Annotated in this window: 30 protein-coding genes and 1 pseudogene; 13 read left to right on the forward strand and 18 right to left on the reverse strand. The window is 34.8% G+C overall.

Annotated features, from left to right (window positions below; translation table 11 throughout):
* Positions 1 to 132: 132 nt before the first annotated feature.
* From Q1A60_RS11920 to Q1A60_RS11960, 9 genes and pseudogenes are all read right to left on the reverse strand, one after another.
* A pseudogene (locus Q1A60_RS11920) lies at positions 133 to 213 on the reverse strand (YggS family pyridoxal phosphate-dependent enzyme); the annotation flags it as partial.
* 82 nt (positions 214 to 295) lie between these two features.
* Positions 296 to 952, reverse strand: coding sequence for a YggS family pyridoxal phosphate-dependent enzyme (locus Q1A60_RS11925; protein WP_299766663.1), 657 nt, complete (start codon positions 950 to 952; stop codon positions 296 to 298).
* Positions 953 to 971: 19 nt separating this feature from the next.
* A complete protein-coding gene (locus tag Q1A60_RS11930; RefSeq protein WP_299766661.1) occupies positions 972 to 2,210 on the reverse strand; it encodes a DUF1015 domain-containing protein in 1,239 nt (412 codons plus the stop codon).
* Position 2,211: 1 nt separating this feature from the next.
* Positions 2,212 to 2,844, reverse strand: coding sequence for a M23 family metallopeptidase (locus Q1A60_RS11935; protein ID WP_299766659.1), 633 nt, complete (start codon positions 2,842 to 2,844; stop codon positions 2,212 to 2,214).
* Positions 2,845 to 2,848: 4 nt separating this feature from the next.
* Complete coding sequence (locus Q1A60_RS11940) at positions 2,849 to 3,325, reverse strand: YcxB family protein (protein WP_299766657.1); 477 nt, start codon at positions 3,323 to 3,325, stop codon at positions 2,849 to 2,851.
* A gap of 3 nt (positions 3,326 to 3,328) precedes the next feature.
* Positions 3,329 to 3,907 carry a GrpB family protein gene (locus Q1A60_RS11945; RefSeq protein WP_299766655.1) on the reverse strand — a complete coding sequence of 193 codons (579 nt, stop codon included), beginning with the start codon at positions 3,905 to 3,907 and terminating at the stop codon, positions 3,329 to 3,331.
* 15 nt (positions 3,908 to 3,922) lie between these two features.
* Positions 3,923 to 4,810, reverse strand: coding sequence for a 3-hydroxybutyryl-CoA dehydrogenase (locus Q1A60_RS11950; protein WP_299766653.1), 888 nt, complete (start codon positions 4,808 to 4,810; stop codon positions 3,923 to 3,925).
* A gap of 146 nt (positions 4,811 to 4,956) precedes the next feature.
* Entirely contained in the window at positions 4,957 to 5,622 is a 666-nt protein-coding gene (locus tag Q1A60_RS11955; RefSeq protein ID WP_299766650.1) for a hypothetical protein, read from the reverse strand.
* Positions 5,623 to 5,633: 11 nt separating this feature from the next.
* Positions 5,634 to 6,593, reverse strand: a complete 960-nt coding sequence (locus Q1A60_RS11960) for a Gfo/Idh/MocA family oxidoreductase (RefSeq protein WP_299766648.1) — start codon at positions 6,591 to 6,593, stop codon at positions 5,634 to 5,636.
* A 131-nt stretch (positions 6,594 to 6,724) separates the two neighbouring features.
* Here Q1A60_RS11960 and Q1A60_RS11965 point away from each other — a divergent pair, with 131 nt between their 5' ends.
* From Q1A60_RS11965 to Q1A60_RS11985, 5 genes are all read left to right on the forward strand, one after another.
* The gene (locus Q1A60_RS11965; RefSeq protein WP_299766646.1) at positions 6,725 to 7,366 is read left to right on the forward strand and encodes a protein-L-isoaspartate(D-aspartate) O-methyltransferase; all 642 of its coding nucleotides are present in this window, start codon (positions 6,725 to 6,727) and stop codon (positions 7,364 to 7,366) included.
* A gap of 4 nt (positions 7,367 to 7,370) precedes the next feature.
* Positions 7,371 to 7,628, forward strand: coding sequence for a hypothetical protein (locus Q1A60_RS11970; RefSeq protein WP_299766644.1), 258 nt, complete (start codon positions 7,371 to 7,373; stop codon positions 7,626 to 7,628).
* A 45-nt stretch (positions 7,629 to 7,673) separates the two neighbouring features.
* Positions 7,674 to 8,291: a recombination mediator RecR gene (gene recR, locus Q1A60_RS11975; protein ID WP_299766642.1), complete on the forward strand. Its 618-nt coding sequence runs from the start codon at positions 7,674 to 7,676 to the stop codon at positions 8,289 to 8,291.
* A gap of 13 nt (positions 8,292 to 8,304) precedes the next feature.
* The gene (locus tag Q1A60_RS11980) at positions 8,305 to 9,411 is read left to right on the forward strand and encodes a glycosyltransferase family 2 protein (RefSeq protein WP_299766640.1); all 1,107 of its coding nucleotides are present in this window, start codon (positions 8,305 to 8,307) and stop codon (positions 9,409 to 9,411) included.
* Between the two features lie 90 nt (positions 9,412 to 9,501).
* Positions 9,502 to 10,815 (forward strand): dihydrolipoamide acetyltransferase family protein, encoded by a 1,314-nt coding sequence (locus Q1A60_RS11985; RefSeq protein ID WP_299766638.1) that lies wholly within the window; start codon positions 9,502 to 9,504, stop codon positions 10,813 to 10,815.
* A gap of 128 nt (positions 10,816 to 10,943) precedes the next feature.
* On the opposite strand, the gene Q1A60_RS11990 is transcribed toward Q1A60_RS11985, so the two are convergent.
* From Q1A60_RS11990 to Q1A60_RS12010, 5 genes are all read right to left on the reverse strand, one after another.
* Positions 10,944 to 13,760, reverse strand: a complete 2,817-nt coding sequence (locus Q1A60_RS11990) for a fibronectin type III domain-containing protein (protein WP_299766636.1) — start codon at positions 13,758 to 13,760, stop codon at positions 10,944 to 10,946.
* A gap of 112 nt (positions 13,761 to 13,872) precedes the next feature.
* The gene (locus tag Q1A60_RS11995; RefSeq protein WP_299766634.1) at positions 13,873 to 15,273 is read right to left on the reverse strand and encodes a T9SS type A sorting domain-containing protein; all 1,401 of its coding nucleotides are present in this window, start codon (positions 15,271 to 15,273) and stop codon (positions 13,873 to 13,875) included.
* Between the two features lie 477 nt (positions 15,274 to 15,750).
* On the reverse strand, positions 15,751 to 16,365 hold the full coding sequence (locus tag Q1A60_RS12000) for a hypothetical protein (RefSeq protein ID WP_299766632.1): 615 nt from the start codon (positions 16,363 to 16,365) through the stop codon (positions 15,751 to 15,753).
* Between the two features lie 81 nt (positions 16,366 to 16,446).
* Entirely contained in the window at positions 16,447 to 16,962 is a 516-nt protein-coding gene (locus tag Q1A60_RS12005) for a hypothetical protein (RefSeq protein ID WP_299766630.1), read from the reverse strand.
* Between the two features lie 19 nt (positions 16,963 to 16,981).
* Positions 16,982 to 17,662, reverse strand: coding sequence for a hypothetical protein (locus Q1A60_RS12010; protein ID WP_299766628.1), 681 nt, complete (start codon positions 17,660 to 17,662; stop codon positions 16,982 to 16,984).
* 112 nt (positions 17,663 to 17,774) lie between these two features.
* Here Q1A60_RS12010 and Q1A60_RS12015 point away from each other — a divergent pair, with 112 nt between their 5' ends.
* The 8 genes from Q1A60_RS12015 to Q1A60_RS12050 all read left to right on the forward strand — a co-directional run bounded on the left by Q1A60_RS12015 (position 17,775) and on the right by Q1A60_RS12050 (position 21,832).
* Positions 17,775 to 18,551 carry a 3'-5' exonuclease gene (locus tag Q1A60_RS12015; protein WP_299766626.1) on the forward strand — a complete coding sequence of 259 codons (777 nt, stop codon included), beginning with the start codon at positions 17,775 to 17,777 and terminating at the stop codon, positions 18,549 to 18,551.
* 19 nt (positions 18,552 to 18,570) lie between these two features.
* Complete coding sequence (locus tag Q1A60_RS12020) at positions 18,571 to 19,182, forward strand: fumarylacetoacetate hydrolase family protein (protein ID WP_299766624.1); 612 nt, start codon at positions 18,571 to 18,573, stop codon at positions 19,180 to 19,182.
* Between the two features lie 2 nt (positions 19,183 to 19,184).
* Entirely contained in the window at positions 19,185 to 19,526 is a 342-nt protein-coding gene (locus Q1A60_RS12025; protein ID WP_299766621.1) for an Hpt domain-containing protein, read from the forward strand.
* 5 nt (positions 19,527 to 19,531) lie between these two features.
* A complete protein-coding gene (locus tag Q1A60_RS12030; protein WP_299766619.1) occupies positions 19,532 to 20,779 on the forward strand; it encodes a competence/damage-inducible protein A in 1,248 nt (415 codons plus the stop codon).
* 76 nt (positions 20,780 to 20,855) lie between these two features.
* A complete protein-coding gene (gene rpmB, locus Q1A60_RS12035; RefSeq protein ID WP_299678602.1) occupies positions 20,856 to 21,092 on the forward strand; it encodes a 50S ribosomal protein L28 in 237 nt (78 codons plus the stop codon).
* Positions 21,093 to 21,113: 21 nt separating this feature from the next.
* A complete protein-coding gene (gene rpmG, locus Q1A60_RS12040; protein WP_089371636.1) occupies positions 21,114 to 21,296 on the forward strand; it encodes a 50S ribosomal protein L33 in 183 nt (60 codons plus the stop codon).
* Between the two features lie 9 nt (positions 21,297 to 21,305).
* Positions 21,306 to 21,458 carry a DUF4295 domain-containing protein gene (locus Q1A60_RS12045; RefSeq protein WP_299766617.1) on the forward strand — a complete coding sequence of 51 codons (153 nt, stop codon included), beginning with the start codon at positions 21,306 to 21,308 and terminating at the stop codon, positions 21,456 to 21,458.
* Between the two features lie 152 nt (positions 21,459 to 21,610).
* Positions 21,611 to 21,832, forward strand: a complete 222-nt coding sequence (locus Q1A60_RS12050) for a phosphate ABC transporter substrate-binding protein (protein ID WP_299766615.1) — start codon at positions 21,611 to 21,613, stop codon at positions 21,830 to 21,832.
* A gap of 61 nt (positions 21,833 to 21,893) precedes the next feature.
* Here the strand turns inward: Q1A60_RS12050 and Q1A60_RS12055 are convergent, their stop codons facing one another.
* The 4 genes from Q1A60_RS12055 to cysS form a co-directional block, all read right to left on the reverse strand.
* A complete protein-coding gene (locus Q1A60_RS12055) occupies positions 21,894 to 22,382 on the reverse strand; it encodes a DUF192 domain-containing protein (RefSeq protein WP_299766613.1) in 489 nt (162 codons plus the stop codon).
* Positions 22,383 to 22,386: 4 nt separating this feature from the next.
* Positions 22,387 to 23,313 (reverse strand): prolipoprotein diacylglyceryl transferase, encoded by a 927-nt coding sequence (gene lgt / locus Q1A60_RS12060; protein WP_299766611.1) that lies wholly within the window; start codon positions 23,311 to 23,313, stop codon positions 22,387 to 22,389.
* A 72-nt stretch (positions 23,314 to 23,385) separates the two neighbouring features.
* The gene (yidD, locus tag Q1A60_RS12065; protein ID WP_299766609.1) at positions 23,386 to 23,637 is read right to left on the reverse strand and encodes a membrane protein insertion efficiency factor YidD; all 252 of its coding nucleotides are present in this window, start codon (positions 23,635 to 23,637) and stop codon (positions 23,386 to 23,388) included.
* Positions 23,637 to 25,121: a cysteine--tRNA ligase gene (cysS, locus tag Q1A60_RS12070; RefSeq protein WP_299766607.1), complete on the reverse strand. Its 1,485-nt coding sequence runs from the start codon at positions 25,119 to 25,121 to the stop codon at positions 23,637 to 23,639. The genes yidD and cysS overlap by 1 nt, the downstream gene beginning before the upstream one ends.
* Positions 25,122 to 25,220 lie beyond the last annotated feature (99 nt).

The raw sequence follows: 25,220 nt of genomic DNA on the forward strand, positions 1-25,220 counted from the left end.
AATTCCCAGAAACTAGGGAATTTCTTATCATTTTAAAATTAGTAGTTCTTTGTACATAACAGATAGGTATGTTATGTAAAAGAGTATAAGATACTATTATTTTGTAGATTTTGTAGCTATGGGGTGTTAATTCTATAGATAATTTCTCGCTCCGAAAATAGCACTTCCTACTCGTACCATGGTACTTCCGTTTTCTATAGCGAGTTGGTAGTCCAGTATTATTTTACGGAAATATTTTTAAGAATGGTTTTAAAAAATATACCATTCTTAAAAATAAACCACCATGCTCCATGGTTTAATGATAATTTCTCGCTCCGAAAATAGCACTTCCTACTCTCACCATAGTACTCCCATTTTCTATAGCGAGTTGGTAGTCCCCACTCATACCCATGGAGAGGGTAGATAGGTTTTTGCTTTCGCGAAAGCGTATAAATAACTTTTCCAATACCTGAAATTCAGTAGCTACTTGCGTCATATCATCTGTAAATGAAGCCATTCCCATGAGTCCTACAACACGTACATTAGGGTACTGATCTAACTGATTTCCTTCTAAAAGGGCTGTAGCTTCGGTAAGTGGCATTCCATATTTAGTGTCTTCTTGAGCTATTTTTACTTGCAATAAAACATCTACAGTACGATGTGCTAAAGCGGCTTGTTTATTAATTTCTTTAAAGAGTTTACGTCTATCTGCACTATGAATAAGGGTTACATAAGGTATCATAAATTTTACCTTATTGGTTTGTACATGCCCTATCATATGCCATTGGATGTCTTTAGGGAGTTGTTCCCATTTTTCTGACATCTCCTGAATTTTATTTTCACCAAAAATGCGTTGTCCGCTATCATAAGCTTCTTGTATGGCAGCAACTGGTTTGGTTTTAGATACAGCTACTAGTGTAACGGTGTCTGGAATATTTTTTTGAAGTTGTACGATGTTTTCTTTAATGCTCATAAATGCTGTTTCACAGTGTTTAAAACTCATAAATGGTAATACCACTTCGTAATTTAGGCTCAATGTAAGTGCTTTTGGGAGGCATGGTATATCCATCGTCAGCAATTTGTTTGAGTTCTTCCATGGTAAGAGGGACCATGCCAAAACCTACCGTATATTCACCTTTGTCAATAGCACTTTTTACATAAATCATATCTTTCTTTCCGCCTGCATATGAGATTCGCGCATCATTACGTACATCTGAAATACCTAAAATAGGTTCTAGAATGGTTTTATATAAAATCTGTGTATCAAGTGCTTCAAGTGTATTTTCAAAATTGTAATTGCTTTTACGTAAATAAAGGGAATAAAATTCTCCATCTAAATACATAGAGAAGTGATGTTTTTTACTAGGTGTATATGCGGCAACACCTCTGTTTTCAATACGAAATACCGTGTCTAATGCAATCAGAAACTCTTCTTTGGATAATCCGTTAAGGTCTTTTACAAGTCTATTAAATTCATGAATGCGTACATGCGACTCAGGAATAAAGAAACTCATAAAGTAATTATAGGTCGCGTCTTTATGGTAGTTGGGATCGTTTTGTTGATGATCTTTAGCTAGCAAGTAAGAAGAAGAAGAACGGTGATGTCCATCTGCAATATAAAGTTGCGGCATGTGTGCAAATGCTTCTTGAATTGTGGCAATGCTTTTAGGATCGCTTAAAGGCCACACGTAATGCGTATCTCTATAGGTAGTAGTAAATTCATATTCGGCACGTTCTTGCGTGGTTTCCTCAATGATAGTGGCTACGGTATCATTATCTGGGTAGGTGAGGAGTACTGCTTCTGCATTGAACCCTACAGTATCTAGATATTCTTTAAATAGTTCCTCTCTATCTTCGAGTGTATCCTCATGTTTTTTAATGCGATTATTTTCATAATCAACGATACTAGCACCTCCTATAAGTCCGCAAAAAACCTGTCCTTTACGGTCAATGATTTTATAGATATAAAATGATGGGAGTTCTTCTTGAAGAAAAACACCATCTTCTTTAAACTCTTGGTAGCGATTGCGTACGAGTTTAAATGCTTTTTTACCCGTGATTTCTTTATGGTATTTGTAGCCAGGATTTACGATGTGTAAGAATGAATAGGGATTTCTATCCATTCTAAATTTGCGTCCTTTTTTTGAGTAGGTCTCATAAGATCGCGCAGCAACCAAGCCTACTTTATCTCTAGTGGGACGTACCGCTCGGAATGGAATAATTGTAGGCATATTAATGAGTTTTGATAAATTCTGTTGGGTTTATATATCCTTTTGAATCGGCGCTATATCCAGCTCCAATATTCATAAAAATACTATCTCTTATTTCTAAATGCAAATGTGCTAAGTAAGTACCATTAGCTGTGCCAATAGTTCCTATTTTTTCACCTCTTCTAATAAATTGTCCTTCTTTAATGAAAATAGTGTCGCAATGTGCATAAATAGATTCATAATATGCGTTTTTATAAGAATGTATAATTCTAATAACATTACCCCAACCGCCATCTATATTTTTAGATGAATACACATATCCATTTGAAATACTGTATATAGGATCACCTAAATCAGAATTACCGCCTCCAACACCGTTCCAATCTTCTCCTAAATGATCATTTTCTCTAAATTTCTGCGCATTGTAATATCCTTTAGAGGTAGGTTTCCCAACAGGGAAATCAAATTGAAATGAGATATACTCTTTATGTGTTGTAAATAAACTATCTAGAAGTTGTGACTTACTTTTTTGAGGGTTTTGACTCACAATTTCTTTTGGTAATGTACTCTTACTTGGTGGGTGTTTTTCTTGACAACTTAACAGAAAATAAAATGCTAACAATATGCATACTCGAAATGGAATAATTGTAGGCATACGATTATGAAATACTATTTTGGTTTATAATTTCTTCAAAGTATTGGCAATCTTCCTCTGTTTTAAAAGCAGCCTTTGGAATATAGCTAAAATTATTCTGAGATAAATATAACAAGTATTCGTCTTCAGTTTGCGTCATCTTAACAAATGTAGCAATACTTATTTTTGTTTCATTATCCGCAATATCTTTAAAGTATAGAAATGAGTTGTCTGCAGTCAATACGCTTTCTATAAAATAATTAGCGTTATTTTTTGAATAGACCCATCTATGAATTCTATAAAGATGTATAGGAATATATGCAATACCAAAAATGATAAAGAAACGCGCAAAATTATTTTCAGAAAACGTTGAGATGTTATAAATAACAATTCCAGTAAGGAGTGTAATGAGATACCATTTTCGTTTAAAAAATAATTTTATGAGTAGATGGAAATATCTTTTCTTTTCTAAACGATATGGGTGTGTGGTTATCTGTTGCATTCGTTAGAGGAGCTCATTTTTAATAATAGCTAATGTCTCGTTAACAAAATCAGTTTTAGAAAGCACATAATTCCCTCTGTCGTTTTTATATTTAGAAGCAGATTCAACTTTTAATTGCTCGTAGGCTTTTGCTCTATCTACATGTGTATTCAAATAATCTCTGAAGTCAACTTGTTGCCACATATAATTGTCTTTTGGACACATATGTATATGATAGATCTGTTCTTTTTTACCATCAAGGTTATATCCTTTTCCAAAAGACATATACGCTTCTATCCCATCTCTTTTAGGGACTTCAAAATAGACATAGCCTAAGGATGCAAAACTCTTTATAATATGTTCTTCAAAGAGATCTTCTTTAGAAACCTCTATGATAATATCTATATATGGTTTTGCTTTGATAGTAGGAATAGAAGTGCTTCCAAAATGCTCTATTCTTAAAATAGCATTCCCTAAGATATCAATAATTCGTTTTTCTTCTTGTTTATATAACTCTTTCCATATAGGATTATGATCAACAAGTGCAACAGGAAACAGGGTGTTCCAGTCATCTTTTGTCAACTCATATATGCTCTTTTTCATTATTTGATATACAGGTTAGGCAAACATCTTTGCTACATTCTCAGCTTTGCGACTTTCTGAGTAGTCATAAAATCCTTCTCCAGATTTCACACCTAATTTCCCAGCACGTACCATATTTACTAATAATGGGCATGGTGCATATTTAGGATTTTTAAACCCATCGTGCATCACTTCAAGAATAGAAAGGCAAACATCAAGTCCAATAAAATCAGCTAATTGTAAAGGTCCCATTGGATGTGCCATTCCAAGTTTCATCACGGTATCAATTTCATACACACCAGCAACACCATTGTATAAGGTTTCAATAGCCTCATTAATCATTGGCATTAGAATACGGTTTGCCACAAAGCCAGGATAATCATTCACTTCTACAGGAACTTTACCTAACTCTTTAGACATTTCCATGATCGTCGTAGTGACTTCATCACTCGTATTATAACCACGTATAATCTCTACGAGTTTCATAATCGGTACTGGATTCATAAAATGCATTCCGATTACTTGTTCAGGACGGTTTGTGACTGCAGCAATTTGAGTAATAGAAATAGAAGATGTGTTGGTGGCTAAGATGGTATCTTCACCTGTAGCCGCATCTAGATCTCTGAATATTTTTAGTTTAAGATCTACATTTTCTGTAGCAGCTTCTACAACAAGACCTGCATATTCAACCCCATCTTGTAAATTTGTAAATGTGGTGATGTTACTTAATGTTTCTTGTTTTTGCGCTTCTGTGATTCGCTCTTTAGCTAGTTGACGATCTAAATTTTTTGTAATTGTAGCCATTCCTCGATCTAATGAAGCTTGAGAGATGTCTATTAATTGTACTTTGAATCCACTCTGTGCAAATGTGTGAGCAATTCCATTACCCATAGTTCCTGCACCTATAACGGCTATGTTTTTCATAATATTCTATAGTTTCATTTCCGTGAAAACGGAAATCTTAATTTTAATTATTCAATTGTGTCTCTGTACTTCGACACGCTCAGTATAACATTTCGCGCCTGCCTGCCAGTAGTCAGGAAAGCGAAAACCTGTTTATTTATTATTCGTTATTTCTGTTCAATTAATTGTATTCCATGCCAAGGGCAATAGTCCCAGTTTCCATTCAATAACTCTTGATCTTCAGGACATTTCTTTTTGGCTACCATAGATTGTAAAGGAAGACGATAGTTAAAATCTTCATCATTTACTTTTACATAAAGCTTTCCTGTATTGTATGGAGAGATGGCAGTCGTGCCATCTTCTAATTCATTTTTAAATACATAAAATACCATTTGCTCACCTAGTTGTCCAACCATACTCGCAAGTGTAGGTCTAAAAACATCTACAAGCTCTTTTATATCTGCAGGAATCTCTTCTTCAGTTAAAGGAGATAAAATCTCATTATGATGTATAATGGTGATGGTTGCATCTCTTTTCTTAAAACCAGTAAATGGGCTTATATCTGAATTTACTACAGAAAAAATAGAATATCCTACTAATTTGGTTTCGATATCTGTAATAATCTCTTCTCCAATATCAGGAGAATCGGTAAGTGCAACTCTCCAATATTCACTAGGAATCCACCAAATTTGTTTGATGTTAGATTCTTGTTTTTTGGTGATAATTAAATCCTTCGCCATATCAATGAGTTCCACTTTTTCTGCTTTCTTTTGTGCAGTAATTGTTGCGGTAGATAGTATAAAAATAGCTATGACTATTCTGTATATTGACATCTTTTTATTTTTTAGAAATTGGCAATGACCATTTTTGCGACACGTAAAGCTTCGGTACCAGCTTCTAATGACACTACGGGTGTAGTGTTGGTTTTTATTGCTTTCGCGAAAGCGTCCAATTCATCAAGAATAGCATTATTAGACGGTACATCTGGGTTATCAAAATAGATTTGCTTTTTTATGCCTTCTGCATTTTGTAGAATCATAGCGAAATCATCCGGCTGTTCAGGAGCATCTTTCATTTTTACAACCTCCACTTTCTTTTCTAAAAAGTCAACAGAGATATAGGCGTCTTTCTGGAAAAAACGTGCTTTACGCATACTTTTAAGCGAGATACGGCTTGCGGTAAGATTGGCTACGCATCCGTTTTCAAACTCTATACGTGCATTGGCAATATCTGGGGTTTCACTAATTACAGAAACACCACTAGCAGATACATTTTTTACGGGACTTTTTACTACACTTAAAATAGCATCTATATCGTGAATCATAAGGTCTAATACCACGGGTACATCGGTACCTCTAGGATTAAACTCTGCAAGTCTATGCGCTTCTATAAACATTGGGCTTTGTATGGCGTTATTTACAGACATAAATGCAGGATTAAAACGCTCTACATGACCTACTTGTCCTGATACATTGTGTTTTTTTGCAAGTGCGAGAAGTTCTTCAGCTTCTTCAATCGTGTTTGTAATCGGTTTTTCTATAAATAAATGCTTTCCAGCAGTAATAACCTTCTTTGCACATTCATAATGAAAGGTAGTAGGGGTAACAACGTCTACCATATCACATGCTTCTATGAGGCTTTCCATGGTGTCGAAAGGGGTATACCCAAATTCATCAGCAATGGCTTTGCGTACTTCAGGGGAAGCATCGTAAAAACCAATAAGCTCATAATTTTCAGATTGTTGTAAAAGGCGTAAGTGTATTTTACCTAGGTGTCCAGCACCTAATACTCCAGCTTTAAGCATAGGGTTTATTTTTACACAAAAATAAGGTTATTTCAGGGATTTTTTTTAAGAATCTCACAGAGAAAAAAGATGTTAATTAATCTAGGATGAGTTTTCTTTGAAAGCTCAATTAAAGCTGTATTTTTATGCCAATGAAGGATACTACTCGTCATCAAGGAAAACGTAGGCAATTGGTAGAAATTGTCAAAAAGAAAGGAGTTACAAATACAGCTGTACTTGAGGCTATAGGAAAGATACCACGCCATTTTTTTATGGATAGTAGTTTTGAAGATCATGCTTACCAAGACAAAGCATTTCCTATTGCAGCAGATCAAACAATCTCACAACCCTATACTGTTGCTTTTCAAAGTGAACTACTCCAAGTAAAACGAGGAGATCAAGTACTAGAAATAGGTACAGGAAGCGGATATCAAACAGCTGTTTTATGCGAACTTGGAGCTAAAGTATATTCTATAGAAAGACAGCAAGAGTTGTTTAAAAAGACAAAACTCTTTTTATCTAAATTAGGATACCGACCTAAATTTTTAAGTTTTGGCGATGGTTATAAAGGATTGCCTGAGTATGCTCCTTTTGATAGTATTATTGTAACGGCAGGAGCGCCATATGTTCCTAAACCATTGTTAAGTCAGTTGAAAATAGGAGGAAGGCTTGTGATTCCAGTAGGAGATGACCCTCAAGTAATGACGCTGTTTGTACGAGTAGAAGCGACTAAGTTTGAGAAAAAAGAATTTGGGGAGTTTCGATTTGTACCTTTACTAGAAGATAAGAATTAATAGTATGGCAGATTTTTTTAATAAAGGAGTAGAAGATGAAGAAGAAGCATGGTTTTCAAAGCCTATAGAAGAACCCATGTCTAAAAAAACTTCTAAGGTTCAAGATATGAGTAAAAGAGAATTGTTAGAAGAATCTATAGAAAACCAACGATTACAGAATAAATACCTAAAGACTATTAAATTCTGTATGGTAATTATCGGTTTTATTATGGTAATTTATTTTTTGATAGATGTCTTGATATTTATTCGTTCTTTTAGATAAATAACTAAAACTATTTTAATTAACCAATGTTGTAAGTTTACGATCATGGAATTTTCTTCAAAACTTCTCGAAAACGCCGTCTATGAGATGTCACAATTACCTGGCGTTGGGAAACGTACAGCATTACGACTTGTGTTACATTTATTACGACAACCAGAAACACAGACGCATCATCTTGCAGAAGCTTTATTGACCATGCGAGATACCATTAAGTTTTGCAAGAACTGTCATAATATTTCTGATGTAGATTTATGTGAGATTTGCGCAAATCCAAATAGAGATGCTTCTTTGGTATGTGTTGTAGAAGATATACGAGATGTGATGGCTATAGAAAATACAAGTCAATATAAAGGACTCTATCATGTATTAGGTGGAAAAATTAGTCCGCTAGATGGTATTGGACCCCAAGAACTTAATATTTATTCATTAATAGAAAAGGTAAAAGAGGGTGAAGTAAAAGAGATCATCTTTGCACTAAGCTCTACGATGGAAGGCGATACCACCAATTTTTATATTTATAAACAAGTAGAAGAATTTAATATCCAAACCTCTACTATTGCACGCGGGATCTCTGTGGGTGACGAATTAGAATATGCAGATGAGGTTACACTGGGAAGAAGTATATTGCATCGTATTCCATTTGAATCTTCATTAAAAAACTAATTTAAACAGCTACTTGAAACAACTTTCAGTCGTCATAGTAAACTATAATGTGCGTCACTTTTTAGAGCTTTGCTTAAAAAGTGTACAAGCAGCGATACAAACAATCGATGCAGAAATTATTGTAGTAGATAATGCCTCTGCCGATGATAGTTGTGAGATGGTCAGAACAACGTTTCCTGAGGTTGTTTTAATTGCAAATGAAGAAAATGTTGGCTTTTCTAAAGCAAACAATCAAGGAGTAGCCATTGCAAAGGGAACGTATGTGTGTATTCTTAATCCAGATACTTTTGTAACCGAAGATACTTTTAAAGCGCTTTTAGATTTTGCAAATAAGACCCCTAAAGTTGGGGCTATAGGTACACGTCTCATTGATGGAACAGGAAGATTTTTACCAGAGAGTAAACGTAATCTACCTACGCCAAAAGTAGCATTTCAAAAAATATTTGGTAGCGGAGCTTCGTATTATGTAAATGATCTTGCGCAAACCGAAATTGGAGCTGTCACTGTACTTGTGGGTGCATTTATGTTTTTAAAACGTGATGTCTATCAAGAGGTTGGAGGGTTTGATGAACAGTATTTTATGTATGGAGAAGATATTGATCTATCATATACAATTGAAAAAGCAGGATATAAAAATTATTATTTCGGCGCTACTACAGTGATGCATTATAAGGGAGAAAGTACGGCGAAAGATGCCGTATATCGCAAACGTTTTTATGGGGCGATGCGTATTTTTTATCACAAGCATTTTAGGAAAAACCCTATAGAATCTTTTGGTGTGAAAATTGGATTATGGTTGGCTACGCTTTCGCGAAAGCGTATACAGGAAAATCAAACTCCACCACCTACAGCGTATGCAATTGCTACAGAAAACGACACGCTTGGACAGCAAATTTCTGAGATTTTACAAGTAGATCTTAAGAAAGTAACAAATATGGAAACATTACAGAAAGGCACTGAAATTTTTCTGGATGTAGGATCTTTATCATACATGGGTTGTATGACATTGATTTCAGAATCAGTCAATAAACAACTTACATTTAAGATTATTCCTAAAAATGCTACCTTTGCAATAGGAAGTAATAGCAAGGAAGGAAGAGGAGAAGTACTTCATTTTTAACAATAGAAAATTATGAATTTCTTAATATAAAGTTCGTTAAAAATAGTATTTTTGCACAAATTTTAATAAAAACACCTTTTAAATAAGAAAATGGCAAAATTTGAACTTAAACTACCAAAGATGGGAGAGAGTGTTGCAGAAGCAACCTTAACCTCTTGGCTTAAAGAAGTAGGCGATACCATAGAAGCAGACGAAGCGGTACTAGAAATTGCTACCGATAAGGTAGATAGTGAAGTTCCGAGTGAGGTAGATGGAGTTCTTGTAGAAAAGCTTTTTTCTATAGATGATGTTGTTCAAGTAGGACAAACGATTGCCATTATAGAAACAGATGGTGATGCTGTTTCTGATGCAGCTCCTGCAGCAGTGGTAGAAACACCTACAGTCGCAAAAGCTGCAGCTGAGGTAGAAAAAACAATAGCTGTTGCTAAAGATACTGTAGCCGCTGTAGAAAGTTCAGGAGATCGTTTTTATTCTCCACTTGTGAAAAACATGGCTAAAGCCGAAGGAATTTCACAAGCTGAGTTAGATGCTATTGCTGGAACAGGAAAAGATGGACGTGTTACTAAAAATGATATGCTTGCGTATATCGATACACGTGGTACTCAAAAACAAGCACCAGCTCCTGCTGCATCACAACCACAAAAAACAACAAAAACAGCTCCTAAGGCAACACCAAGTCCAGTAAGTGTTAATGGAGAAGATGAGATTATAGAAATGACACGTATGGGGAAATTAATTTCTCATCATATGGTTGCTTCTGTACAAACAAGTGCACACGTACAATCATTTATTGAAGCAGATGTTACCAATATCTGGAACTGGCGTAAAAAAGTAAAAGGATCGTTTGAGCAAAGGGAAGGAGAGAAACTTACGTTTACACCTATCTTTATGGAAGCTGTTGCAAAAGCAATACGTGACTTCCCTATGATCAATATCTCTGTAGATGGAGATCGAATCATCAAACGTAAACATATAAATTTAGGAATGGCTGCGGCACTTCCTGATGGAAACCTTATTGTTCCTGTAATTAAAAATGCAGATCAATTAAACCTTGTCGGAATGACAAAGGCAGTAAATGACCTAGCTACACGATCTCGTGGTGGAAAATTAAAACCAGACGATACACAAGGAGGAACCTATACAGTAACTAATGTAGGTACTTTTGGAAGTATTATGGGGACACCTATTATTAATCAACCTCAAGTGGCGATACTTGCTTTAGGTGCGATACGTAAAGTACCAGCAGTAATAGAAACTCCTGATGGTGACTTTATAGGAATTCGTATGAAAATGTTCTTATCACACTCATATGATCACCGTGTAGTAAATGGAGCGCTAGGAGGACAATTTGTAAAACGTGTGGCTGAGTATTTAGAAGCATGGGATATGAATAGAGAAATTTAAAAATGTATTATTTTTTGGTCACTATTAACTGACCTATAAAACATAAAAAACCCTGCGAATATAGTTTCGCAGGGTTTTTTATTAGCTAGTAGGATTAGTTATTTATATTCATCAACGATCCATTTCAATTAATCAACAATAAATGTGAAATTAGATGATTGATTATCAGTAGAAACCCTAAGAATATATGCTCCTTGTGCTAATTGAGATACATTAATACTTGTAGATATATCGTTGATCTCTTGTGATATCATTTCTTGTCCCAATATATTATAGATTATCACTTTTTGTAAAGTAGTTTGAGCGGTAAGATTTAATATATCTTTTGCTGGATTTGGGTAATACGAAAACCCTTCAATGACATTGTCTTCTACCGAAAGTACGGTACAGTTTTCTACAGGTGCTGACATTGTAATATCGTTATCTGGATCACCACTTAAGATGATTTCATTATTAATATCTAAGATATTATAGGTAATGTCTGCAGGAATATCACCAGGATTAACAAATACAGTGGTGATCTCATCACCTTCGGCAACTTCAAAAGTTAATACACCCATCTGTCCATTATTATTCGGATCATCCCCTAATGTTACATTATTTAAAATAGGGCCTCCATTACGTAAGACGTCTATCTGAGCACCATTCCATCCATCGCCAAAACTATCTAGCATTTGTAAAGTAAAGATACAGTCGCCTTCTGGAAATGCAGTGACAAAATTAAATGGACCCGCAGCTGTACTCATTTCAGAATCGCAAGTACCCAAAACATAAAATTCATAAGAAGTTCCTGATTCTAGACCATCTATAAGAGTTGTAGTTTCAGTAATACCAGTTATCATTGTTCCTTCTCCTAATGTAAATCCTTCTAATCCCCACTCTACAGTATAACTAGTAGCTGGAACGTTAGGATTTGTATCTTCCCATAACACATTTGCAGAAGTTTGTGTGATATTATTTACACTTAAATTATTTGGCTCATTACAGGTAGCACAATTTGCTGTTACAGTTCCTGTCACAATATTATTATTTGCATCTCCACTTCCTACAATTTCTCCATTAATGTCTAGAATATTATAGGATATTTCTTCAGGAAAATCCCCATCATTAGTGAGCATAGTAGTGATATCATCTCCGTTTAATATAGGAAGAGGTACTATTGGGTTTCCTTCATTTTCTAGGGTAATATCACTTAGTAGTAGGATCCCATTTCTGAAAATACTTATCGTCGCTCCTTCCCAGTCGCCATTGAAATCATCTAACAATTCTAATGAATATTCGCAATCTCCACCAATTGTGGTAAACGAAAATGCTTCAGAAAGAGAACTCATATTATCAGCACCACACACGGCAATTACGTAAAAATCATAAGTCGTTAGCGGATCTAAATTTTCTAGTAATAAAGAAGTTTCGGTACTATTTTCTATAACGGTTCCAGTTCCAGGAGTAAAACCTGAAATACCCCACTCAATTGTATACGACATAGCAGCTGGATCATTAACGTCTGTCCAAGAAATAGAGGCTGTCGTTTCTGTTATGTCTTCAGCATTTAGCATCGTAGGGATTAGACAACCAGAACAATTGGTAGTAATAGTTCCAGGCATTATATCTCCTCCTTCTTGTCCGGTTCCACTACCTACAGTAACTCCATTGGGATCTACAATGTCATAGGATATCTCACCAGGGAAAAAGCCAACGTCACTTAATTGTGTTGTAATATCATCTCCATCAAGCACTGGAAAGGTCGCAGATCCAAATTCTCCGTCTTCTAGTTGTACATTGAGTAAAAATGAACCGTTTCTAAAGATACTCAGGAAATCTCCGTTCCATCCATCTCCAAAAGAATCAAACATATTGATAGTATACATACAATCTCCTTCACCTTCGGTTAATTGTTGTACTAATGCAGATGTAGATGTCATACCATCACTACAATTAGATCGTAGATAGATATCATATGTAGTGATTCGTTCTAAATTTTCTAATAAAAAAGTTGTTTCAGTAAGATTAGGAATAACTGTTCCTGTACCTAATTCAAATCCTTGAGTTCCCCATTCTATTTCAAATGATGAAGACATAGGGTCTACATTTTGATCATCCCAGTCTATTTGAATACTAGTATCTCCAATAAGTGGTGTCATAATATTATTAGGACGTAAACAGTCAGGACATGAGGTAGTAAAGGGAGTAAATACATCGGCACTTCCTATTAATACAGGCACACTTGCAACTTCTCCTACAGCATCAAAAAATTGATATGTCTCTGAAAATTCTCGTTCTCCAAAATCTTGCACAAAAACAGTAATTTCATCATCAGGTAGTACAGAAAAAGGAATGCTTCCACTAAATGCTCCATCTTCTAAAGTTGCATTGTTTAATGCTAACAACCCATTACGAAATACATCAATTAATACACCACTCCATCCATTTGGACTAGAAGTGTTTAAGGATAGTGTATATTCACATTCGCCTGCAGGTGGAGGTGTTAAATCCTGACAGGTGGTTTCTATTAGGAAATCTCCACCACCACCTACATTAACAGTTTCTATAGAAACAATGTAATCAGTATTAGGTGTTGTTACTATGGTGAGTTGTGGAGTGTCTGCACAGAAACTATCAATCATTGCAAATGGATTTTGTGCATTAATCACAGTACAATCTGCTGTATTGTATATGCGCATTAAAGGATTAAAAGCGATATCCACGGTATTACAGAGCGAGAATGTAACTTCTTCAGCAGCAGCACCGCTAGTAAACGAAAAGAAAACTTCAGGATTTCCAGAAGAATCATTATCTGTATTTGTAGCATTTATTGTCGTAGCCATAAGAGGTACGCCACATTCTAATAGTAGTGCATTATCACAGGAATCATTAGCAGGAGTTTGCGCATATCCTGTTATTAGTGATGTAACCATCACTAATATGGTAAATAAGATTTTTTTCATTTTTTTGGATTAAATAACGTGAGATAAAGCTTCCTATTTAAGAATAGTGTAAAGCTTTATCTCACAAATAATGTTGTAGGATTATTAATGTGTAATAGTAATTGCTATTTAATTAGCGTATAATCAGTTTTCGTGTTTCGAGTATCTGATTATTTTGACTCATTAAATTTACGATGTACACACCTCTTGATAAGGTCTCTAAATTCATAGTAGTACTTGGTGACTGTGATTGAACCTCTTCTTGATATACCGAACGCCCAGTAATATCATATACTGCAATACGGCTTTGATCTAAGTTTCTTGGTAACACAACTTGGACAAGACCTTCACTAGGATTAGGACTTATGGTAAAATCACTAGTATCTTCTTGCTGATCTTCTACGCTTAATACTGATTGATTAAAGACTACAGTAGTAACACCACCTTGATTAGTTACCGAATTATCTATAAATGCATTATAGATGAAGCCGTCAATTTCTGTAAGCATAGGATCAAAACCTGAAATAGGTCCTCCGTCTGCAACATCATTTTCAAAACTTTCCCACGTATCAGTTTCTGTATTCAATCGGTAAAAACCATCTTCATTACCTGTAGCTAAAAATAAATCTCCATTACTAGCATTAAGGATATCACTATGAAGACCGACACCATTTGCAGTAACAGGAATAAGATTTCCTATTAAGCTAACCCCTTCGTTATTACCTTGTCCTTGCCCGTCATATAAAGCTACTTGTACACCTCCATTGCCACCAAAAGCAAAATAAATTTCTTCTGGAGATACGATGTGGAGAGTTCCATCAAAGCCAAAACCGCCCCCAAATACTTGTATCCATTCTGTTCCGTCATATCTAAAAATACGTCCGTTACCTGTATCAAATTGACGTCCTAAAACAAATAAGTTATCATCTTGATCTACAGCGATAGATATATCTGCAAGTTGTGTGTTAATGCCTCCTGTAGGTATTTGTGTCCACTCAGTTCCATCAAACATAAATACACTGATAGAACCAATCCCTACACTTGCATATATATTTCCAGATGTGCTTTGTGCCACACGAGTAAAGACGAATTCCTCTGGGTTGTTTGATGTAACGAGTCCTTCATTAGGGCCAAAAGGCTCAAAACTTCCATCTGGAGACAGACTATAAGAAAGAATTCTTGGATCTTCATTTGATCCACTTAGTACAGCGATCACACTTCCATCTGGCTGTCCTACACCACCTACTCCTGGCGTAGAAAGAGGAGTTATAAAAGTATCATTTGTTAAATCTTCCCAATCGGCAATACTAGGATTAAATCGCACTAATTCACTTGTTGAAATTCCATTTACAGTTAATGCATCATCTACATAATAATAGATGGAACCATCATCAGCTTGATAGAAATCAAGAACTTCAGGAACATCCCAATCTGTATTAAACTCTCGTGTTCCTAGTAATCTAAAGTTTTGTGATAATCCTATTTGAATAGCACATAAAAATATAATAATACATAGTGGTAATTTCTTTTTCATTTTAATACTGTAGTTTTAGATGTTAGTAATTTTAGATAGAGTTATCTAAAGATGTGCCAATTCAATTTATATATATAACTAACTGATATTTAGTATTTTGTATTTTTGATATACATTTGCTATTAGCTAAATCTGTACATTATTTTGTGTATGTATAATATATTGTGTGTTGGAGATTGTTAAAGGCTAAAACCTTAATAGACTATATTTTATACATTTCTATTTTAAAGCAAATTATAGGGTACTATGAATCTAAAATGAACGATTGGTTACCACTAACTTTAAGAGATACCTACTACCTGAATTATAGGATGTTGAATAATGTAGTTTCGATGTACAATTTTTAGCATGTCTTACAGACTTCTTAAGATGAGTTCATAACAAAAAATCCTGTGAAATTAATTTCACAGGATTTAATTATTCTAAAAAATAGCAACCTATTATTCTAAGGAAATAATTTGATAGGTACTATATTGGCTATTCAATTTCTTTGAGTTTATCCATTAGTTGTTCGTAGGTTTCTATATCTACAAATATTTTACCTCCTAAGTTTAAAATAGGGGTGGAGAGTGATTCAAGTGGTGTTGCAGAGTTTGCTAACGATTTTGTAAGATAAGCTTCCATTTTAGGTTGATCACTCAATTTTTCTGTTTTGAAAAGGTAGATACTCTTTTCTAAATTGGCGATTAAAGTATCACAGGTAGTACATTTTTCAGTCCGATAGATAAGAATAGGACGTTTTGCTTCTATTTTTATCAATTCAAAAGGTCGTTTAAGCGCTCTACGTGATAAACTATCATTTACGACAAGTTCATATTCGTATTGAGGTGTTTTACCACGTTCAATAATGAGACTTTTAATATTTACTTTGGAAGTTGCAGGAATACGAGTTAGTCTAGGTTTAGCCTTACTTTGTCTAAAACCAGTTCCAGTAACCGTAATCATGACATCAAGGTCTTTTTCGTTTTCATTTACTGCATAAAGAAATAAACGATTTGCTTTTTGTTCGTCTATAATTTTGATAGGACGATCTTGTGCTTTTACTACAAAAGTCAAGAATAAAAGTACAATGAAGGGTAGTTTTTTATGCATAATAATATAGGATTTATAGAGGTATAACGTTAAAAAAGAGTATTCCGTATACGCTTTCGCGAAAGCATAAAAAGAAAGTGTTTAGAAGGTAACTTCTGAAGTAGGCATAAGGAGATCTTCAAAGTTTTTTGTCCAGACACCATCTACCCGCTTTTCTCCATATTCATTAAAAAAGCCTTCTGATGTCCTTTGAAACGTAAGACGATAGTCATCTCCAATAGAACAAATGAGTTTTCCGTCTACAATTTTGCCTGTAAAAGGACGTACTCCTTTTTGTCTAAAGGCATAGTAGTAATACTGTCTTTCTTCTACATTGTAATAAATAATAGTATGTAAGCTCAATACAGGTTTACCATCTCTCATTGATCTATGTTTTAATACCAATAGTTCTCCATCTAAGTCATAGCGTACTTTTGAAAGTACATCATAGGATTTGTTTTGCTCCTTTGGATAGGAAGATCCGGTTCCTTTCCAATCTCCAATCATAAAAGAAAGCTTGGCCATCGCTTTTTGTTCTTCGGTTTGAGAAAAAGATACTTGAGTAACAAGAAAGAAGCAAAGGAATGTATAAAGAGTATTGTTTTTTATAATTTTCATAATTAGTATATAAATGGTTTTATACGCTCCTACCTGCCAGCAAAGACAGGTTCACGAAAGCGTATACCCAATCAATTTTTTTCCAATCAAAATTCTGAATAAAGTGTTCCATACTAATAATATCAAAGTACATTTTTTCTTTGTGCATTAATACAGGTAATTTTATAAGTTCTCCTCCAGAAACAGAATCTTTAAGATGCTTCCACATCATATCAAATACAGCACTATTTTTCTTGATATTTAATGGGCGATGTTTAATCCTTTTGTTTCTGAGGTAGTTGATAAGATGCGTGCATTTCTCACAATCATTTTCTATAAAAACGGTCAATTGTTCAGGGTTTACAGGAAGTAAATTTACATGCTCTTTTTGTCCTTCTCCTTTACGTTTCTTGATGGTTTGTAATTGCTCTTCAAAGGTAAAGACCTTTGTATAACTAGGAGTAGCACCTTTTAAAGGAATCAATATAATCATGACCACTTTACTATTCGGAGGAACTTTTTTTATAATAGGGCGATCGGCACTACGTCTAAACCCTTCTCCCTTCACCATTAAAAAGGCTTCCTGCTCAATATCAGTATTGTTTTGCGCATAGAGCGTCCAGCGTTTAGGCTGTTTATCTTCTATGAGCTCTACGGCTGGAGTTTGAGCAAAGACATATGAAGGAGATATAAGAAAAAATAGCAGTAAAAAGAGCTTCATAAATAGGACACTTCAATAATAAAGCTGCAAGATACATATTCTGATATTTTTAGCCATCTCTAGCGCGGAGGATAGCTTTTCAAATTGTATTTTTGTGTTTCAATAAAATTTTATGAAGCTTAATATAAGTAGACCTATTTGCTTCTTCGATTTGGAGACTACTGGAATTCAAGTAGCTAAAGACCGAATCGTAGAAATATCCATATTAAAAATATTTCCAGACGGAAGAGAAGAAGAATATACACAACGTATCAATCCTACAGTTCCTATTCCAGCAGCTACAACAGCAGTACACGGAATAAGTGATGCAGATATTGCTGATGCTCCTGTTTTTGCAGAAAAAGCCACTGAAATTTACAACCTGATTAAAGATTCAGACTTAGCAGGGTTTAATTCCAATCGTTTTGATATTCCATTATTAGCTGAAGAGTTATTGCGATGTGATATTGATTTTGACATGAAAAATAGGAATGCAATAGATGTACAAAATATCTTTCATAAGATGGAACAACGTACACTCGTAGCTGCCTATAAGTTTTATTGTGATAAAGACTTGACCAATGCACATAGTGCCGCAGCAGACACAAAGGCGACGTATGAAGTTTTAAAGTCACAATTAGATCGTTATGAAGAGCTAGAAAATGATATGAAATCATTAGCTGAGTTTAGTACACGTAAAAAAATAGCAGATTTTGCAGGGTTTATTGGATATAATGATAAAGGTGTAGAAATTTTTACTTTTGGTAAACACAAAGGAAAATTGGTGGAAGCGGTATTAGAAAATGAACCTGGATATTATGGATGGATTCAAAATGCAGATTTCCCATTATATACAAAGAAAGTACTCACAGCTATAAAGCTTAGAGGTTTTAATAACAAGCTATTTTAAATCACAGTATATTTACCCTATGAAGCTCATTTGTATCGGTCGCAATTATGCCAAACATATAGAAGAACTAGCTAACGAAAGACCAGATCATCCTGTTGTTTTCCTTAAGCCAGATTCCTCTATTCTTTTGAAACAACATCCTTTTGTGATTCCAGAATTTTCTAGAGATGTGCATCACGAAGTAGAGATTCTTGTAAAAATCAAGAAAATAGGGAAGTATATAGATAAAAAATTTGCACACACCTATTATGATGAAATAGGACTAGGTATAGACTTTACAGCTCGTGATTTACAATCAGATCTCAAAGCTAAAGGATTACCTTGGGAGAAGGCTAAAGCCTTTGATGGTGCTGCGGTGATAGGGAAGTGGTTACCTAAAACTATGTTTGAAAATGTAGACGCTATTGGCTTTACATTAGAAAAAAATGGTACGGTAGTACAAGATGGAAATACAGCACATATGCTGTGGAAAATAGACGAATTAATAAGTTATGTCTCTCAATACTTTACTCTTAAGATTGGAGATGTTATATTTACAGGCACGCCAGCGGGTGTTGGATCCGTTGCTGTAGATGATAAATTAAAAGGACGTATAGGAGATACTGAGATGTTTTCTATCAATGTAAAATAGCTATGACAAAAAATTATAACCTAGAAAAAGTAAGGGAAATTGCTGGCGGTGATGATAGTTTTGTAAGTGTAATTGTAGAAACTTTCTTGCAAGAGATTCCGCCAGATATGCAGTCTATGCAAACGGCTATAGAAAATGATAACCATAAAATGGCCTATCAATTTGCTCATAAAATGAAACCTAATATCGATATGTTTGGGATTGATTTATTAAAGCAAATTGCTGCTATGGAGAAATGGTCAGATTCAAATAAACCTACTTCAGCAATACAAGAACAGCTAGACCAAATTATCTCTACACTCACGATCGTTTTAAAAGAATTGAAAGAAGATTTTAACTTCTAGTCTTTATGAAAGCACATATCATTACAATAGGCGATGAGATTCTTATCGGTCAAATTGTAGATACAAACTCTGCTTATATCTCAAAGGTACTCAATGCTATAGGAGTGTCTGTATATCAAATAAGTTCGGTACAAGATGATAGGGCACATATTCTGGAAAGTTTTGCTTTCGCGAAAGCAAACTCAGATATTATCATTGTTACAGGAGGATTAGGACCTACCAAAGACGATATTACAAAAAGCACATTTTGTGAATTTTTTGATGATGAACTTGTCTTTAATCAAGAAGTACTAGACCATGTTGAGCACTTATTTAAAAAGTACGTAGGGAAACCATTATTGGAAGCAAATAAAACACAAGCGTTGGTTCCTTCTAAAGCGAAAATTTTAAAAAACAATTTTGGTACAGCTCCGGGTATGTGGATGGAGCAAGACGGAAAAGTATTTATTTCTATGCCAGGCGTTCCTCATGAGATGAAAGGATTGATGGAGCACGAAGTGTTGCCGAGCCTAAAGGAAAGATTTCACCTTCCCTATATACTTCATAAGACATTACTTACCTACGGAATGGGAGAGAGCTCTATAGCAGAACGTATAGAAGCTTTTGAGAATGAGTTGCCAAAAGAAATTAAGCTCGCTTATTTACCTTCATTAGGACGTGTGCGTTTACGATTATCTACCTCAGGCGCAGTTAAAGAAGATGTAGATGCTGCTATGGAGGCACAATTAGAAAAACTAGTCTCTCTTGTAGATGATATTTTTGTAGGGTATGAAGAAAATGGCCCCTTGGAAGTACTTGTAGGAGAGGCATTAACAGCACAGGGAAAAACACTGTCTATTGCAGAGAGTTGCACGGGCGGAAGTGTTGTACAACGCTTTACCTCAAATCCAGGAGCTTCAAAATACTTAATTGGAAGTATGGTAACCTATGCGACACAATCTAAAGTAGACGTATTAGAAGTAGATAAAGATCTTATAGAGAAACATTCTGTGGTGAGTGCTGAGGTAGCAGAAGCCATGGCGATACAAGTAAAAAAACTATACAATACAGATTACGCAATTACAACGACTGGAAATGCGGGTCCTACAAAAGGAGACTCTGATGTACCTGTAGGAACTGTCTATATCGGAATTGCTACACCAAATGGAAGTACAGCGCATCATTTTATGATGGGAAACCATAGAAAAAGAGTGGTAGAAAAGACTGTAAACAAGGCTTTAGAGCTATTACATGAAGAAATTTCAAAAAACTAGCATTTTGTTTTGGTGTAGCTGTAGATTTTATGTAAATTTGCACCCTGTTTTGAAATAACAAGAAAAGTTTATTAAGATGTCAAGAGTTTGTGAGCTTACAGGAAAAAAAGCAATGGTAGGAAACAACGTTTCTCACGCCATGAATAAGACGAAGCGTAAATTTAACGCTAACCTTGTAAAAAAGCGTTTTTACATTCCTGAAGAAGATAAGTGGATTACACTAAAAGTGTCTACGTCTGCTTTAAAAAATATTAACAAGAAAGGAATCTCAGCAGTGCTTAAAGAAGCGCGTGCAAAAGGATTCTTAAAATAAATCCCATAAAGAGTAACAGAAATGGCCAAGAAAGGGAATAGAGTACAGGTAATCTTAGAATGTACAGAGCACAAAGCTACTGGGCAACCAGGAACTTCAAGATATATAACGACAAAGAACAAAAAGAATACGCCAGATCGTATGGAGTTAAAGAAATTTAACCCAGTACTTAAGCGTATGACAGTTCATAAAGAAATTAAATAATAGAGAGTCATGGCAAAGAAATCAGTAGCATCGTTACAGACAGGATCAAAGCGTTTGACAAAAGCTATCAAAATGGTGAAATCTCCAAAGTCAGGAGCATACACTTTTGTTGAGTCAGTTATGTCACCAGAAAAAGTAAACGAATTCTTAGCAAAGAAATAAGTTATACTTACCAATGATATCAGAACCCGTCTTCATTTGAAGACGGGTTTTTTGTGTTATCTTACATTCATAATTAAAATGAGAATCATGAATCATTTAATTTTAATATATAAAGGGACAGTGTTTTAAGTATGTACTTAAAACACTGAACAGTGAAAAATTATAAGAAATTAAAAGAAGCTTTTGGGTTAAATGAATATGGTTTAATTGATTTTCCTGAAAAAATATCTAATATTAAAATTTCAAGAATTGTAAACCATGAGAAAATGGGAGGATGTTCTTATTGCTTTCCTCATGGATATGAAACCGTAAATGCTACGGTAGATAAAAATACAAGATCATGGAAAAATAATAGGTTAAAACAATGGAAGTAAAAGCTTTAAAAAATAAAAAACGTCGTGAAAACGACGTTTTTTATGCTGTATAATAAGCTAATTAATCTTTTGTCCACGCTACAGTATCGCCTATTTCTATAATCCATTCTTCCGCAAGGCCTCCATTAATTTCTAATACGTATTTGGCAGGTACTTGAGATGGTAATAATGATAAATCTAATGGTTTTGCATTTTCAGCAAAAGAGACTACTTTTTTATCACTATTGATGAAAATAAGATCTAATGGAATTAATGTGTTTTTCATATGAAAATTCTGTAGCTTCTCTTCATCTAAGATGAATAGCATGCCTTGAAGAGGTTTCATACTCGTGCGATGCATCAAACCTGTCTCACGTTCATAGTCATCTTCTGCAAATTCTATATCTATCTTCTTGATAAGTGAGCCATCTGCTTTGGTTAAGGTAAGTGTCCCTTCTTTTGTAAAAACAAATTTAGTCTCTGTAATTACTTTTTCTTCTTTAGTTTCTTTGCAACTATAGATAGTCACTGAAACAACTATAATGCATAGTATTTTTAGAAAGGTTTTCATAATGTTAAGCTTCTTTTCTAGTAAATGAAGTGTAGACTAAATAGATTCCTATTAGGATAAATGGGATACTTAGTATTTGTCCAGTATTAAGACCTAAAATCCAATCTTCACGGCCTTCTACTTGTTCTCTTTTAAAGTTTTCTACGATGAGACGCACTCCCATTAATAAGAGTAAAAATGTACCAAATAATAAACCTACTTTTTCAGAAGCTTTTGTTTTCCAATACATATAAAGTATGATCAAAAATACAATAGCATATCCCACAGCTTCCATAAGTTGTCCAGGATAACGATATGGGATTTCTGCAATTAAATCAGCATATTGAGAGTCTTCAGTAAGAGCGCGTAATGCTTTTTTAGGTTTTGCAATTTTAGTAATATTGACAGCGCGTCTTTCTGAAAACTCATCTTGTACAAATTGAATTCCTAGAGTGCTATCTGTAATTTTACCAACCATTTCTGAATTAAAGAAGTTTCCAATCCTCACAAACATAGCTCCTAAGGACACGGGTATAGCAACACGATCTAAAAGCCAAATAACAGATTTCTTTAATATTTTCTTATTGTATCTATACATTCCATACATACCCACAATCACAGCGCCATGACTTGCTAATCCTCTAAAGCCTGTAAATTCAAATTCAGGAACAAATCTAAACGGTAAAAATACAGACAGTGGGTCTTCTGTTAATAATTCCGTTTGATAAAAGATGACATGCCCTAAACGAGCTCCTATTAAAATAGAAACTACCGCATATATAAAAAGAGAATCTAGTTTTTCTTGAGCGATTCCTTCATTAGCATATACCTTTTTAGTGAGGTAGTATCCTAAAGAAAAGGCGACAACAAACATAAGGCTATAAAAATGGATGGTAATAAAACCAAGGTCTATTCCTGTAAGCGGATTCCAAGTAAACTTAAGTGCAATCATACTAATTCTTAGCGTATAGTTATTGTATGGGTAAAGATAACAAAGTCCGTTTGCCTTCGTGGTATTCTTAACCTATTTTTTAGAGTCTTCTTTAGGGGGTACAGGATCATAACCTTGACCTCCCCAAGGATGACAAGAGAAAATACGTTTTATAGATAACCTACTTCCTTTGATAAGTCCGTGGGTTTGTAATGCTTCTTTTGTATAATGAGAACATGTAGGTGTATATCTACAACTAGAAGGTGTCCAGGATGATATAAACTTCTGATAGAACCAAATAATGCCTAAAAATGGCGCAATTGCTATTTTCTTTAGTGAGACCATTAGTTTAGTGTAAAGGTGGTGCCTTCACTACCATCTTTCAGTTGAATTCCTAATGCTAATAATTCATCACGTATTTTATCACTAGTAGCAAAGTCTTTATTTTCACGCGCTTCTTTACGAAGTTTGATTAATAACTCTACAGTGCCTGATAGTTTGGAGTCGTCCGCTTTCGCGAAAGCGTCCCCATCTTCAAGACCTAATACATCAAAAACAAAGGCTTCCATTGTGTGTATTAACAATTTTAGATCGTCTGCTGTGATGGTGGCTTTTCCATCTTTAATCAGGTGTATTTGCTTCACACCTTCAAAAAGTTGTGCTATTAAAATAGGGCTATTAAAATCATCATTCATGGCATCATAGCATGACTGTCTCCATGCGCTAATATCCATAGAACTTGCTCCTTCTGTAGATAGTGACTGCATGATTTTCATAGCTTCCATAAGGCGATTAAATCCTTTTTCACTGGCAACCAAGGCATCATCACTGAAATCTAGAATACTTCTATAGTTGGCTTGTAATACAAAGAAACGTGCAGCACTAGGCGCAAACCCTTTACTTAAATGCGGACTATCACCTGTAAAGATTTCGCCAGGATTGATGCTGTTTCCGGTACTTTTTGCCATCTTCTGACCGTTAAGTGTAAGCATATTTGCATGCATCCAATAGCGAACAGGTACCGTTCCCATCGCGGCTTCATTCTGAGCAATCTCACATTCATGATGTGGAAACTTTAAATCCATACCACCTCCATGAATATCAAATTGATCTCCTAGGTACTTTGTACTCATGGCTGTACATTCTAGATGCCATCCCGGAAATCCATCTCCCCATGGACTAGGCCATCTCATAATATGTTCTGGACCTGCTTTTTTCCAAAGGGCAAAATCTTGCGGATTTTCTTTTTCATCCTGTGCATTCAATGCACGGGTATTGGCAATCATGTCTTCTAGCTTACGACCGCTTAATTTTCCATATTCATGATCTTTATTAAAAGTCACAACATCAAAATAAACAGAACCATTCTTCTCATAAGCATATCCATTTTCTATGATCTTTTTAATGATCTCAATTTGCTCAATGATATGTCCAGTGGCTGTAGGCTCAATACTTGGAGGAAGAAAATTAAAAGTATTTAAGATATTATGAAAGTCAACAGTATATTGTTGTACTACCTCCATAGGTTCTATTTTTTCAAGACGTGCTTTTTTGGCAATTTTATCTTCTCCTTGATCTCCATCATCTGTAAGGTGGCCTGCATCTGTGATATTACGTACGTATCTTACTTTATACCCTAAGTGTTTTAGGTATCTAAAAATCATGTCAAAGCTCATGAATGTACGTACATTTCCTAAATGAACATTGCTATATACCGTAGGGCCACAAACATACATTCCAACATGTCCTTCGAGAAGGGGTATAAAATCTTCTTTTTTCCCAGTTAGAGAATTGTATATTTTTAATTGTTGCTCTTTGTATAATGCCATTTTTTGGGCTTTTAAATGATTGTAAACTTAATTGATAACGAAGATAGATGGTTTATGTCAAAATCAAAAGCGATAACCAGTAGTTATCGCTTTTTTGAA

Origin of the sequence: uncultured Dokdonia sp., assembly GCF_947492535.1 — a bacterium.
Lineage (GTDB): Bacteria > Bacteroidota > Bacteroidia > Flavobacteriales > Flavobacteriaceae > Dokdonia.